This is a genomic window from Sphingobium sp. DC-2 (genome assembly GCF_000722555.1).
GTDB lineage: Bacteria > Pseudomonadota > Alphaproteobacteria > Sphingomonadales > Sphingomonadaceae > Sphingobium > Sphingobium quisquiliarum.
The window spans coordinates 73,112-86,115 of sequence record NZ_JNAC01000043.1; the positions used below are offsets into that span (position 1 = coordinate 73,112).

Below are 13,004 nucleotides of genomic sequence, written 5' to 3' on the forward strand. Positions count from 1 at the left end.
ATGCGCAGCGGCGATCGGCCAGAAAGGCGGATCAGCCGCCTCCGCAACAGCAGGCTATATGGCGCCACGCTATGCCTGCTCATTCCGGTCGCGCCCGCGTTCAGCGCCTCGCCGGAAACCGGCGGCACCATCGGGCTTGTCCTGACCAGTTGGCGTCCTGCCCTTTATGAGACCCCCGGCGCGAAGGAGGAGTGCCCGTCGGGCCTGCAAGTGTCCGAGGACATTCAGAATGAGAAGACGCCCGGCGCGGCGGAGCGGCTGGCCAAATTCGGCTTCCCGCTCAATCGTGGCCCCAATGGCGAACTGGCCGCCTATGCGCCGATGAAGGTCGAAGACCCGATCCCCTTCCGCGAATTGCAGACGAAGAACGGCTTCGGCCTCAATCTGGACGGCACAAGCGACGGCCGCGCCACCGCCAAAAGCTGCACGCATGAGAAGTTCCGCACCCCGGAGGGCGTTGCGGCCGACAATCAGCTCGCCCGCGTGCTGGGCTGCACCATTGGCTGGCGCGCCAGCGGCTTCAACGTCGAATTTGCCGCGCGCGAATTTGCAAGCTCCTCGGTCAACCGCATCCTCGTCGAGATTTCGGGCGTCGATGACGAGCGCAACGACCCCGATGTCGAAATCAGGATCTACAAGGGGCTGGACGGACTGGTCGCGACCGGCGATGGCAAGTTCCTCCCCGGCACGAACCAGCGGATCGACAACCGCTTTCCGCGCTACATGCACCAGACGCGCGGCAAGATCGCCGATGGCGTCCTGACGAGTGACCCGATCCCATTGGCGAACCTGCCGCTCCTGTGGGTGGCGAACCCAGGCGAGCGGAAGTTCCGTGACCTCCAGTTGAAGCTGAAACTCACCGATATGGGAGCCGAGGGGATCGTCAGCGGCTATGAGGATCTGCGCATCTGGTGGAACAATTACAGCCGGGGCATGAATTCCCATGGCGGCATCGGCAACTATAGTTCCGCCCAGCTCTACCGCGCCGCCCACCGCCATGCCGATGGCTATCCCGATCCCAAGACCGGTCAATGCACCGCGATTTCCGCCGCTTACAGGGTGGAGGCGGCGCGCGCGATGATCGCGCATCCGGCGGTGACGCAGCCGTCCACCGTCACCGCATCCAATGACAGGACCAAACCATGAGCGCGCCCGTGAAAAACTGGTCGAGGCCCGTCCGTGCGGCACTGATCGCCTTTTCCTGTCTGGCGACGGTCGGGGCCACCGGCCCGTCCTCGACCTCCGGGGGAGCGGACCCCAGCCTGCGGCTGATCAGCGTCAGCCAATATCGCAACATCCTTCAATCCGTCTTCGGCGCGGATGTTCTGTCCAAGGTCCGCTTCGCCCCCGTCAAGCGCACCGATGGCCTGCTGGCCGTGGGCAGCAGCGCCGCCGTGGTGACGCCGGGCGTCCTCGACCCGCTCGACAGCGCCGCGCGTGCCGTTGCCGAACGGGTGGTCGATCCGCTGCACCGCGACACGCTGATCCCCTGCAAGCCCGCCTCGGCGAGCAGCGCGGACGAAGCCTGCGCCCAGCGCTTTCTCTCCCGCGTGGGCCTGATGCTCTACCGCCGCCCGATGACGCAGCAGGAATTGACCGGGAAGGTCATGCTGGCGGGACGGGCCGCTGCAAGGTCGAAGGATTTCTACTCCGGCCTCGCAACCGCTCTTTCGTCCATGCTGGTGTCGCCCAATTTCCTGTTCATCCGGGAAAATGCCGAACCCGATCCCGCGCGGCCCGGCCAATGGCGGCTGGACGGCTATTCCAAGGCTTCGCGGCTCAGCTTTTTCCTGTGGGACTCCGCGCCCGACGCGGAACTGCTCGCGGCGGCTGCGCGCGGCGACCTGCACACGCCCGAAGGGTTGAAGCGGCAGGTGGAGCGCATGACCGCATCGCCGCTGCTGACGCGGGGCGCGCGGGCCTTCTTCACCGATTTCCTTGCGCTGGAAGCCTATGACAATGTCGCCAAGGACCCTGTCATCTATCCGGCCTTCACGCAGAAGGTGGCGCAGGACGCGCGCGAGCAGATACTCCGGACGATCGAGGACCATCTGATCACGCGCGGCGAGGATTATCGCGACCTGTTCACCACCCGCCGCATCATGCTGAGCGCGCCGCTCGCGGGGATTTACGGCACGCCGCTGCTGGCGGGGCCGAGCGAGTGGAAGTCCTTTGACCTGCCCGCCGACAGTCCCCGCGCAGGGCTGCTGACCCAGATCGGTTTCCTGGCGCAATATGCGCATCCCGGCCGGTCCTCCCCCACGCGCCGCGGCAAGGGCATCCGCGAAGTGCTGCTGTGCCAGCATGTCCCCGACCCGCCGCCCAATGTCGATTTTTCCATCGTGGAAGACCCGAATGCTCATTTCAGCACGGCACGCCAGCGGCTGGTCGCGCACAATACCGACCCGACCTGCCGGGGCTGTCACATGATGACCGATCCCATCGGGCTGGGCCTCGAAAAATTCGACGGCGCTGGTCAGTTCCGCGCCACGGAAAAGGGCGCGGTGATCGACACCAATGGCAATCTGGACGGAGCGGCCTTCACCGATGCGATTGGTCTGGGACGGGCGCTGCGTGACAATCCGACGCTGAAATCCTGCATTTCCAACCGCCTCTACGCCTTTGGCGTGGGCCGCCCGCTGACCGAGCAGGAGAGCGAGGTTGTCGAGCAGTTCCCGGCGGTCCTCGACAAGAGCGGCTATCGTTTCAAGGACATGCTGCGCCTCGTCATTTTCAGCCCCTCCTTCTTCGCCATCAAGCCGCAAAAAGGCCCTGCGATGGCCCTTCTGACGGAGCAGAACCATGCTCATTAAAAGCAAAGACGCCACCCGGCGCGGCATATTGAAGGGCATGCTACGCGGCGGCGCTGTGGCGATGGCCCTGCCTCTGCTCGACATATTCCTCAACGATCATGGGACGGCGATGGCGGCAACCGGCGATCCGCTGCCCACGCGCTTCGGCACCTGGTTCTGGGGGCTGGGCGTCGATCACGAGATTTTCACGCCCAAGACGGTGGGCGCGAATTACGAATTGCCGCCGCAGATGGCGGCGCTGGAGAAGGTGAAGCAGCACATCAACGTCTTCACCAATTTCAACGTGTTGACGGATGGAAAGCCCAATCTGTGCCATTTCAGCGGCTGGGTCGCCCTGCGCTGCGGCGCTGCTCCCGGCGCGCGGGGCGAACTGCCCGCCGAAAGCCTGGACGTGCCGATCGCGGCGGCGATGGGCGGCGGCGTGCGCTTCCGCAGCCTGAACATGGCCGCCACCGGCGTGCCGCGCGACAGCTATTCCTTCCTGAGCGGCGACGCCATCAACCCGCCCGAAGTGTCGGTGGTCGAACTCTATCAGAAATTGTTCGGCGCTGAATTTCAGGACCCCAATTCGTCCAGCTTCACCCCCGATCCGCGCGTGCTGCTGCGCCAGAGCGCGCTGTCGAGCGTGAAGGATGAGGCGAAGGCGTTTGAAAATATGCTCGGCGCGAGCGACCGGCAGCGGCTCGACCAATATTTCACCTCCGTGCGGGAACTGGAAAAGCGCGTCGAACTGCAACTGCAAAAGCCGCCGCCAGCGCCTGCCTGCGTGGTTCCCAAGGCACCCGCTGCCGACTTGCCGGTGGGATTGGACATCGAACTGGTGACCGAGCGACACAAGGCGATGACTGACCTGCTGGTGATGGCGCTCGCCTGCAACCAGACGCGCGTGTTCAACATGGTGTTCAGCGACAGCTTCTCCGCCCTCGTCCGCAAGGGGAGCGAGCGCACGCACCACATATTGACGCATGAGGAGCCGATCGATCCGGCGACGCAGGTGCAGCCCAACGCTTCATGGTTCGTGGAGCGATCCATGGAAGCCTGGGCCTATTTCGTCGAGGCTCTGGCGAAAGTGCCGGAGGGTGACGGGACGCTGCTGGACCATAGTCTGGTCTATGCTCATTCCGACTGCGAATTCGCCAAGGTTCACTCGCTGGACGGGGTTCCCATGTTCACGGCGGGCAAGCTGGGCGGCAAGGTGAAGACCGGCATGCATATCGACGGCAATGGCGATCCCGGCACGCGGCTGGGCTATACGGTGCAGCGGCTGATGGGCGTGCCGATCGATAGCTGGGGCAACCAGTCGCTCAAGACATCACGCGAAATCGGCGAGATCGTGGCTTGATCTGGCGCGCTATCCTTTTGCTGGCCGGGGCATGGCTGGTGCCAAGCGGCGCCATCGCGGCAAAGCCCGACTTTGGCGGGGCCAATCCGCCGGTCCGGGTCCAAATGACGGAGGAAGGGCCGGTCTTCGCCACCAGGCAGGGGCGCACGCTCTATAGCTGGGCGCGGGATGATGGCACGCCGGGCAAGTCGCAATGCACGGACGAGCATTTCACCACCAACCGCATCATGGCCTTCGTCTTCCCTCTGCCTGTCGCGGCGAAGCGGCGCAGTTGCGCGGAAAAATGGCTGCCGCTCATTGCCGACAAGGGCGCGCGCACAGGCGGCGCATGGTCGCTGATCACGCGGGACGATGGGAAGCGGCAATGGGCCTATGCGGGCCATCCGCTCTATAGCTCTACCAAGGATCAGCGGCCCGGCGACGTCAACGGCAATATGGAGCGCAACGCCGATCAGGCATGGCGGCCCGCTCTCGCGCCCGCCGGATTGCCTGCGGGCCTCAAGCTGGTCCGGCGGGTCGAGGGGCTGGCGATCGCCACGGCTGACAACCGGCTGCTGTTCCGGGCGAAGGCGGGGCAGGGTGCGGCGCTCCCGCTGACGCCGTTCGCCGCGCCTGCCGTCGCGCAGAGCCGGGGGGACTGGACGGTGACCGATAGCGGCACGGGGCAGGCGCAATATGCGTTCAGGCGCGATCCGCTGTTTCTGGCTCCCGAAGGCATCAGCGACGACGCCGTGCTCCAAAGCGGCGAATGGCAGCTGGCTCTGTTCAAGGATGCCACGCCTGCCCCGCCGCACATCAGGACGGTCATGACCCTCGTCGGACAGGCTTATGCGGCTCCCAGCGGAAAGCTGCTCTACGCCTTCAACTGCAACTATGGCCCGGAGGATCTGGCATGCGACGATCCGGGCGATGCGGCGGTCTATTATTCCACCATCTGCGGATCGGGCGAGGAATGCGCGCGCCAGTGGCAGCCGCTGCTGGCGGACAAGGGCGCGCGGCCGGTGGGCGAATGGACGGTGAAGGACGTCGCCTATCCGCTGTTCACGGACGCCACTGACGTGACGTATCCGGCGGGCACGCCGCGTGTGAAGGCCTGGGCCTATAAGGGGCGGCCGGTCTACACCTTCGCCGATGAAGAGCCGGGCGAGATGCTGGGGCATGGCATGTGGTCGCTGGCGGGCTTCGGTTTCTACGCCGTCCAGGTTCCGGGCAATCATGAGACTGGCCGATGACAATGAAATTAAGGGAAGAGGGGAGCTTGATGCGATATTTCGCCAGGACTACGGCACTGTTGATAGTGGCGGTCGCGCCGGTGCTGGCCTATGCGCAACTCGCCCCGGCAGACGCCATCAAGGCGCGCATAAACGCCTATCGCGAGCTTGGCGCGTCCTTCAAGAACCTGAACGACCAGCTCAAGAGCGGCCAGCCCGCCAAGGTGATGCTGCGCCATTCCGCCAGGCAGATCCAGTCCGCGTCCAAGGCGCAATATGGCTGGTTCCCCGCAGGTTCCGGGCCAGCCACTGGCGTAAAGACCAAGGCCAAGGCCGCAATTTGGTCCGATATGGCCCTATTTCAGAGCTTGCAGAAGAAGTTCGAAAGCGAAGCCCGACTGATGGCAAAAGCGGTCGAGCAAGGTGATACTTCGCTCATTAGAAAACAGGCGGCGTCGCTGGGCCGCAGCTGCAAGGCATGCCACGACAAGTTCCGGGAGGAATCCTGATGACCGGTCATGACCTGCCCGACGCGAAGCCGGTGCGGCTGCGGATCTGGGACGCCCCCACGCGGCTGTTCCACTGGACGCTGGTGCTGCTGATCGCGGCGGCGTGGTGGACGGCGGAGGAACGGATGCTCGATTGGCACCGGCTGGCGGGCTATTGCATCGCCGCGCTGCTGCTCTTCCGCCTGATCTGGGGCTTGGTGGGCAGCGAGACCGCCCGTTTCTCCTCCTTTGTCCACGGGCCGATGGCCGTCGCCGCCTATGCGCGGGGGCGGCGTGCGCTGTCTCCGGGTCACAACCCGCTTGGCGGCTGGAGCGTGATCGCGCTGCTGGGCCTGCTCTGCATCCAACTCGTGCTGGGTACGCTGGCGGTGGACGTCGATGGCATCGAATCCGGACCCTTTTCCTATCTGGTGGACTTCGACACCGGCCGCGCGGCGGCGGAATGGCATGAATTGATCTTCAACATCTTGCTCGGCTTCATCGCCCTGCATGTGGCGGCGGTTTTCTTCTACCTTTTCTTCCGCCGCGAAAATCTGATCGGCGCAATGATATCGGGCTCGCGCAAATGGACGGGCGACCCGCCAGTGATCCGCTTTGCGCCTCTGCCCCTCGCCTTCGCCGTCATGCTGAGTTGCGCATTACTGGTGTGGATCATCATCAGCTGGTGGGGAAGGGCATGACATGGTTGGGGAGGAATTGAGCATGGACTTCAGATTTGACGGCCAGACCACCGCTGCCGAGATCGTGCGCGGCATGGACTTGGGCGGAAAGACCTTCGTCGTGACGGGCAGCTCGTCCGGCCTGGGCGTGGAAACGGCGCGCGTTCTGGCGGAGGCTGGCGCGACGGTCGTCATGGTCGGGCGTGATCCGGCGCGCAATGAACAGGCGGCCGAGCAAATCCGCGCTGAGCTTCCCGGCGCGGATCTGGCGACATTCATCGCCGACTTCGCCGATCTGGCGAGCGTGCGCTGCGTGGCGGATGAAATTCTTGCCGCCTTTCCGAAGATTGATTGCCTGATCAACAATGCGGGGTTCGTCGGCGGCCAGCTGGTGCTCACGGAGGAAGGGGTTGAGGCGCATTTCGCCATCAACCATCTCGCGCCTTTTCTCTTCACCAATCTGCTGCTGCCCGCATTGAAGGCCGCCGCGCCGTCCCGCATCGTTCTGGTCAGTTCCAACGCGCACCGCGCGCCCACTTTCGATCTTGATGACGTGAATTTTGAGCGTCGTCCTTATGATCACTGGTCCGCCTATGCGCAGTCGAAGCGCGCATCGGTGCTACATGCCGTGGCGCTCGCAAAGCGGCTGGAGGGAACCGGCGTCACCGCCTATGTCCTGCACCCCGGCGTCATCCACACCAATGTGTTCCGCCACATGCCATCAGAGGAAGCTGAAGCCGCGATAGAAGCGGCGAAGCAATATGGCACGGTCGTCAAGAATGTCGAACAGGGCGCCGCCACACAGATCTGGGCGGCCGTCGCACCGGAATTGGCAGACAAGTCGGGAGTCTATCTGGAGGACTGCCAGATCGCCCCGCACATCCCCTCTAACGTGCCGTCGAGCAGCGGGGTGGTCGAGGAAGCGCTTGACCCTGCGATGGCGGAACGGCTGTGGGCAGCATCCGAAGCGATGATCAACCGCAGCTTCGCGCCCGCCTTATGATCAAGGAGGAGAGCGCCGCTCTCGAACGGCGCTCTCCTTCCGTTCACCCCGCCGCTTCGCTCCAGACCTGGGCAAAGAAGGGATTGCGTTCCGCCTCGGCGTCATAGCTGTCCGTATCGACCATCGTCTGCGGGCACCAATGCCCGCCCTTCAGAAAAAGGCGCGGCGTCATGGTGAAGCGGTGCCCCGCCGCCGACTGCCATTCCACAGGCACATCGGGTCCATCGCAGGACGCCGCCAGACACTGGCCGCCGCGATATTCCGCTGCGCCTTTCAGATCGTCAATCCGCCAATCTTCCGGCGCGCGGCTTTCATCATAGCCGTGGTTCAGCAGGGCCGGCTCGCGCGAAGGATGGGCGAAGTTGAACTTGTCCCAGTCACGCGGAATGGCTTCCCACGCCGCGCGCGATCCGAAATAAGCCTTGATCTTGGCTTCGTCATTATGGGCGAACCAGTAGAGCGAACCCTCCGGCGCCTTTGCGAGCTTTTCGATCCGCTTCGACACCGCGCCCGGCATCAGCTTGGGAACGGTCCGCGCGATCCACGGCATGTGCTTGGGCGCTTCCTTGAAATAGTCCCACAGCGACTGTTCGCGGAAGGGCACCAGCGCTTCCAGGCGGTCGGAGTCGGAATACCATTGCCCATGGAAGTTGCGCGTCGCGAACCAGTGCGGCCGGAGTATCTTCTGATAGTTGGACATCTGCGCCGCCATGAACTCATGGTTCACGACCCGCGACGAAGCGCCGCCGCCCAGATTATAAAAGCCGCGCCAGAATTCCGCCGGAACATCGTCGCCGCACAGCGCCGCCATCAAACGGCCGCTGTCATTTGCGGTGGACCATTCGAACACGCCGTTCAGCGGATTGTGGAACATGATCGGGTCGAAGATCTTCCACATCTCATAATGCGCCATGCCGCTCTGCCGCACAGAGGCCCAATGGGTGATGCCGCTTTGCGCGACAATGGCTTCGGCCTGCGTCTTGGTGACGGCATAATGATCATAGACGCTGATCTTGATAGGGTCGCCGGTACGGCCCCATTGAACCGGCGCATTGCGGCTGCCCGTTTCAGCGACCGTGCCTATATAGATGAGGCGGGTGGTCTTCGGGTCGCCCACCGCGTGGATCGCATCGACGATATTCTGCGTGCCCCCGACATTCACCTTCGTCACCACGTCGAGCGGCATCCGGTCGCACAGCGGCGACACCAGCGCGCCGACATGCAGCACGACATCCGCGCCCTTCACGCCTTCGCGAATCGACGCAGCGTTGGTCAGGTCGCCCCAGACGATCTCCGCCGATCCGCGCCGCACGATGTTGCGCACCACCGGATGCGCCTTCTCCTCCGGCCGCACCAGCACGCGCAGGCGCAGCGTGTCGCTTTTCGCAGCGATGCGCTTCACGACTTCGCGCCCCATATTGCCGGTCGCGCCCGTCAGGAAAACCGTCTTGCGGCTGTCGGTCATGCTATTCTTCCCCAATCGTCGAAGGCGAATGATTTGGCGCTTTCGCTAGCGGCAACCCAGCCTCTTGTCCCTACGAAAATGCTCAACTGCCGGCACTTTTCGACCTCGCCCTTCGAACTCGAAAAAAAAGGCCGGTCGAACGACCAGCCTTGTGAGTAAGGAGAGATGCCTGGAAAGGCTGATATGTTTGTAGACCCTTTTAAAGCCCGCGCAAGCATTAAATAGACTATGCTTTATATTTTATCCTGCACCGGTGCAGCCATTCGGCAGCAAGACCCGGTTGCCGCGAATGAAAAATAGCGATAGCACGCTTTTTCGACGCATAAGGAGGGCTGTCACGCATTCGGGCGGCCACATGCGTAACCGATGGAGAGGAATATGGCGCGTTTGGCGGGTAAAATCGCGATCGTTACGGGTGGTTCCCGAGGAATGGGCGCGGCGACCGTGCGGCAGTTCGTGCGCGAAGGCGCGAAGGTGGTGATTGCCGATCTTCTGCCCGAGGGTGAGGAACTGGCGAGGGAACTCGGCCCGGCGGTGCTTTTCCACCGCACCGACATTTCCAGCGAAGCCGACTGGCAGGCGCTGCTCGCGGCGACAGAAGCGGCATTCGGCACGCCGGACGTCCTCGTCAACAATGCGGCCATGCAGCGTTTCCGCTCCATTCTGGAATGCGAGATCGATGATTTCCGCAAGGTGCTGGACGTCAATCTGATTGGCACCTTCATGGGGTTGAAGATCGTCGGCGGCGCGATGGTGCGGCAGCGGCGCGGCTCCATCATCAACATCTCGTCGGTGGACGGAATGCGTGGAGCCAACGGCTATGCCGCTTATTCATCCAGCAAATGGGCGGTACGCGGCCTGACGAAGGTAGCCGCGATGGAGTTCGGCCCGCGCGGCGTGCGCGTCAATTCGGTTCATCCCGGCGGCGTTCAGACGGTGATGGGCAACCCCACGGGCGCGGCGGCCGAAGATATCGACAAGGGGTTCGGCATGGTGCCCGCGCAGCGCAGCGGCCAGCCTGACGAAATCGCCGCTGCCACCCTCTTCCTGGCGAGCGATGAAGCGTCCTACATTATCGGCGCGGAACTGGCGGTCGATGGCGGCTGGGTCGCGGGCATCTATAACCACATGCTTTCCGGCGCGCCGGAAGATGCCGATTATGGCGCCCGCACGGCGACTCACGACACCAACAAGTTTCTGGATGACGCACTGCGCGCCAGGGAAGGGAATTGATCATGACCACGCTGCAAAGCCTGCTGGACGAGCGGGAAATCACCCGCGGACTTGGCCATTTTGCTCGCATCCTCGATCAGAAGCGCTGGGATGACCTGACCACGGTCTTCGCCCACGATCTGGCGTTCAACTATGGCGCGGGCGGCGAACAGGAAGGAATTGAGGCGCTGGAGGAACAGATGCGTCAATTTCTGGATGTCTGCGGCGGCACGCAGCATCTGATCGGCAGCATATTGGTGGATGTGGACGGCGACCGTGCCGAAAGCCGCGCCTATGTGCAGGCACGGCATCAGCGCCGGGACGATCCGGTGGGCGCGATCTTCGATTCGACCGGTGAATATCGGGACCAGTGGGAAAGGCGCGCTGACGGCTGGCGCATCGTTCGCCGTGACGCGATCTGGTTCCTCCATAGCGGCGATCCGGCCGTACTGGCGGCGGGGGAGGATCAGTTGGGATGAGCGGCGCGGCTACGCTTGCCGAACGCTATGGTCCGCGAGCGTTGATCCTGGGCGGTTCGGAAGGGATCGGCGCGGAATTCGCCGATCTGCTCGCCGGGGCTGGCCTCGATCTGACGCTCGTGGCCCGTTCGGCCGCTGCGCTGAACGAGACTGCCGGAAAGATCCGGCGGGTGCATGGGGTCGATGTCGAGACCATCGAACTTGACCTCACTGCTCCCGATATCCCGTCGAGGGCGACCGACATCATCGCGGCGCGGGACTATGGCCTTGTCATCTACAATGCGGGCGCGACCCATGGGGTGAGCCTCTTTTTGGACCAGCCGGTCGAGCGCGCGCTCAACCTGGTGGCGCTCAACTGCGCGTCGCCGGTGGCCTTTGCCCATGCCGCGCTCGGCAAGATGCGGGAGAAGGGACGGGGCGGCCTGATCCTGATCTCGTCCATGTCAGGACTGGTCGGCAGTGGCTATGTCGCCGCCTATGCGGCATCCAAGGCCTTCGAAATCGTGCTGGCGGAAGGATTGCATTGGGAATTGCAGCGTGACGGAGTGGACATTTTGTGCGCCGTCGCATCGCTTACCGACACGCCCGCCATGCAGCGTTCGGGGATGGTAGCGGTCGAAGGGCTGACGCCGATGGACGCCCGGACCTTCGCATCGGGCGCGCTCGGCGCGCTTGGAACCACGCCGGTCTGGTACGCCGTGGGGGACACGGCGGTCGAGGGCCTGCGGGCGATGCCGCGTCCCGCCGCCACGGCCAATGCTTCCGCCATATCGGCGCAGCTATGGGGTATAGAGGCCGATCGCGGCGGCTGATGAAGCTGGAAAATCCTGCGGCATTCAACGCGGCGCTGCTTGCCTTCAACGAGAGCGGCGAACCGGCCGATCCCGCCGCGATGGCGTCATTGGTCTCCCCCTGTCCTGTCGAAGCGCGGTGAAGTGCTTGCGATGCTGGTCCGCCCCATTGCTGTCCGTTCGCGCTTGGCGGCGCTGCGTCGATAGCTTTTGGCGAGATGCCGCCATCCGATCACGATGCCGGACAGCGACATGACGATGCCCAGCCCCGACAGCAGCCACATGAGCGGATCGCGCAGCATGCGGTTGGCCAGCAGGAAGGGCAGATCGAAATCATGAAGCGCGTTGAACAGCCAGCGATAGGTGCGCCCGCTGGCATTTTGCTGACTGAGCAGGGCCCCGCTTTGAGGATCGATGGTCACCCATGTCCGGTCGGCGTCAGCGAAGATGATGCGGAGCACCGGCAGCGGCCGATCATGCCCGTGCGAATACCAGTAGAGATCCGGCTCCGTCAGGAGGATGGTTTGCCGGATCGGCACGCCGGGCATCAGGCGCTGCGCTGCGGCGGCCAGTTCGGCCTGGGTGAACCGCAGCGGCTGTCCGCTGGGGCTGGCTATGACGGACGGCGTGTCACCTGTTGAGGCCAGTGTCACGACAGGACGGCCCCCGATCCACCCGAACCGCGCCTCACGGGCTTGCGCTGCGCGCGCGGCAAGGCTGGCCATGTCCAGCGCGGGAAAATCGGCGCCCGCATGCGCGGCATAGAGGGCAGGGCCGCCTGCCGGTCCGTTCCGCGCGAACCAGTCGAACGGATTGACCGACAGCCATCCGCTGAACATCCAGGTAATGGCGAAGAGGCCGCCGATCAGTCCGGTCAGATGGTGCCATTTCATCCAGCCGCGATAGGGTGTGACCGCTCCATTTTTGTAGCGCCGCCGCAGCCGCATGCGCAAAATACCGATCCACAGCCCCGTAATGCCGACGATGATGGCGGGGCCGGAGGTCCATAGCACCGCCTGCCGCCAGAATGCTCCGTCCCGCCGTAGCGCGCTGAGATAGAGCCAGTGCGGCACCGCGCCCGCCCAGTTCCACGCCCGCTCCCGCGCGTTCGTGTTCTGCACCACTTCGCCGGTGATGGAGGAGACGTAGAGCTGCGTCCCCGCATCGTCCGCCAGCGATATTTTCCAGAGCGGCCGCGCCCATTGGAACCCCTGCGCTATGGTCCACTGGTCGTCGTGTATCTTCTCGACATGGCGGATCGGCGCACCGTCCACGAAGCGCCTGGCGGCCGCCACCGCCGAAGCGGCATCGGGCGCGGAGAGTGGGCGGCCGTCGACGGCGGACAGGGCGACGCGGCCGTCCTTGCCCCTGATCCGCCAGGCCGGTTCGCCCGCCGCCATGTCCAGGCGAAGCTCGGCGGGTCATGACGATGCCCGACACGAACCAGAGCAGGAACAGCAGGCAGGCGGCGATGCCGATCCAGCGATGGACCCAATAGAGCCATCGCAGGCCGGTCTTGA

The 13,004-nt window shown here is 64.2% G+C and carries 12 protein-coding genes; 10 read left to right on the forward strand and 2 right to left on the reverse strand.

Going from position 1 to position 13,004, the window contains the following annotated elements:
* The 7 genes from ET21_RS0109120 to ET21_RS0109150 are packed head-to-tail and all read left to right on the forward strand — an operon-like array spanning position 1 to position 7,537.
* Entirely contained in the window at positions 1 to 1,146 is a 1,146-nt protein-coding gene (locus tag ET21_RS0109120) for a hypothetical protein (RefSeq protein ID WP_030539427.1), read from the forward strand.
* The gene (locus tag ET21_RS0109125; protein ID WP_030539428.1) at positions 1,143 to 2,813 is read left to right on the forward strand and encodes a DUF1592 domain-containing protein; all 1,671 of its coding nucleotides are present in this window, start codon (positions 1,143 to 1,145) and stop codon (positions 2,811 to 2,813) included. Before ET21_RS0109120 ends, ET21_RS0109125 begins: the two co-directional genes overlap by 4 nt.
* A complete protein-coding gene (locus tag ET21_RS0109130) occupies positions 2,803 to 4,155 on the forward strand; it encodes a DUF1552 domain-containing protein (protein WP_030539429.1) in 1,353 nt (450 codons plus the stop codon). The genes ET21_RS0109125 and ET21_RS0109130 overlap by 11 nt, the downstream gene beginning before the upstream one ends.
* Entirely contained in the window at positions 4,152 to 5,387 is a 1,236-nt protein-coding gene (locus tag ET21_RS26530; RefSeq protein WP_030539430.1) for a hypothetical protein, read from the forward strand. The genes ET21_RS0109130 and ET21_RS26530 overlap by 4 nt, the downstream gene beginning before the upstream one ends.
* A gap of 29 nt (positions 5,388 to 5,416) precedes the next feature.
* Positions 5,417 to 5,875, forward strand: coding sequence for a cytochrome c (locus ET21_RS0109140; RefSeq protein ID WP_030539431.1), 459 nt, complete (start codon positions 5,417 to 5,419; stop codon positions 5,873 to 5,875).
* A complete protein-coding gene (locus ET21_RS0109145) occupies positions 5,875 to 6,555 on the forward strand; it encodes a cytochrome b/b6 domain-containing protein (protein WP_030539432.1) in 681 nt (226 codons plus the stop codon). The genes ET21_RS0109140 and ET21_RS0109145 overlap by 1 nt, the downstream gene beginning before the upstream one ends.
* 22 nt (positions 6,556 to 6,577) lie before the next feature.
* Positions 6,578 to 7,537 (forward strand): SDR family NAD(P)-dependent oxidoreductase, encoded by a 960-nt coding sequence (locus ET21_RS0109150; protein WP_037470593.1) that lies wholly within the window; start codon positions 6,578 to 6,580, stop codon positions 7,535 to 7,537.
* A 43-nt stretch (positions 7,538 to 7,580) separates the two neighbouring features.
* Here ET21_RS0109150 and ET21_RS0109155 read toward each other — a convergent pair whose 3' ends face one another.
* Positions 7,581 to 9,002, reverse strand: coding sequence for an NAD(P)-dependent oxidoreductase (locus ET21_RS0109155; protein WP_030539434.1), 1,422 nt, complete (start codon positions 9,000 to 9,002; stop codon positions 7,581 to 7,583).
* Between the two features lie 378 nt (positions 9,003 to 9,380).
* On the opposite strand from ET21_RS0109155, the gene ET21_RS0109160 reads away from it, so the two are divergent.
* From ET21_RS0109160 to ET21_RS0109170, 3 genes are read left to right on the forward strand one after another with little or no spacing between them, the layout of a single operon-like run.
* A complete protein-coding gene (locus tag ET21_RS0109160; protein WP_081796016.1) occupies positions 9,381 to 10,235 on the forward strand; it encodes an SDR family NAD(P)-dependent oxidoreductase in 855 nt (284 codons plus the stop codon).
* A gap of 2 nt (positions 10,236 to 10,237) precedes the next feature.
* Positions 10,238 to 10,693 (forward strand): nuclear transport factor 2 family protein, encoded by a 456-nt coding sequence (locus tag ET21_RS0109165; RefSeq protein ID WP_021237710.1) that lies wholly within the window; start codon positions 10,238 to 10,240, stop codon positions 10,691 to 10,693.
* Entirely contained in the window at positions 10,690 to 11,505 is an 816-nt protein-coding gene (locus ET21_RS0109170; protein ID WP_051768078.1) for an SDR family oxidoreductase, read from the forward strand. Before ET21_RS0109165 ends, ET21_RS0109170 begins: the two co-directional genes overlap by 4 nt.
* An 86-nt stretch (positions 11,506 to 11,591) precedes the next feature.
* Here ET21_RS0109170 and ET21_RS25740 read toward each other — a convergent pair whose 3' ends face one another.
* Positions 11,592 to 12,884 carry a hypothetical protein gene (locus ET21_RS25740; protein WP_051768079.1) on the reverse strand — a complete coding sequence of 431 codons (1,293 nt, stop codon included), beginning with the start codon at positions 12,882 to 12,884 and terminating at the stop codon, positions 11,592 to 11,594.
* Between the last annotated feature and the right edge of the window lie 120 nt (positions 12,885 to 13,004).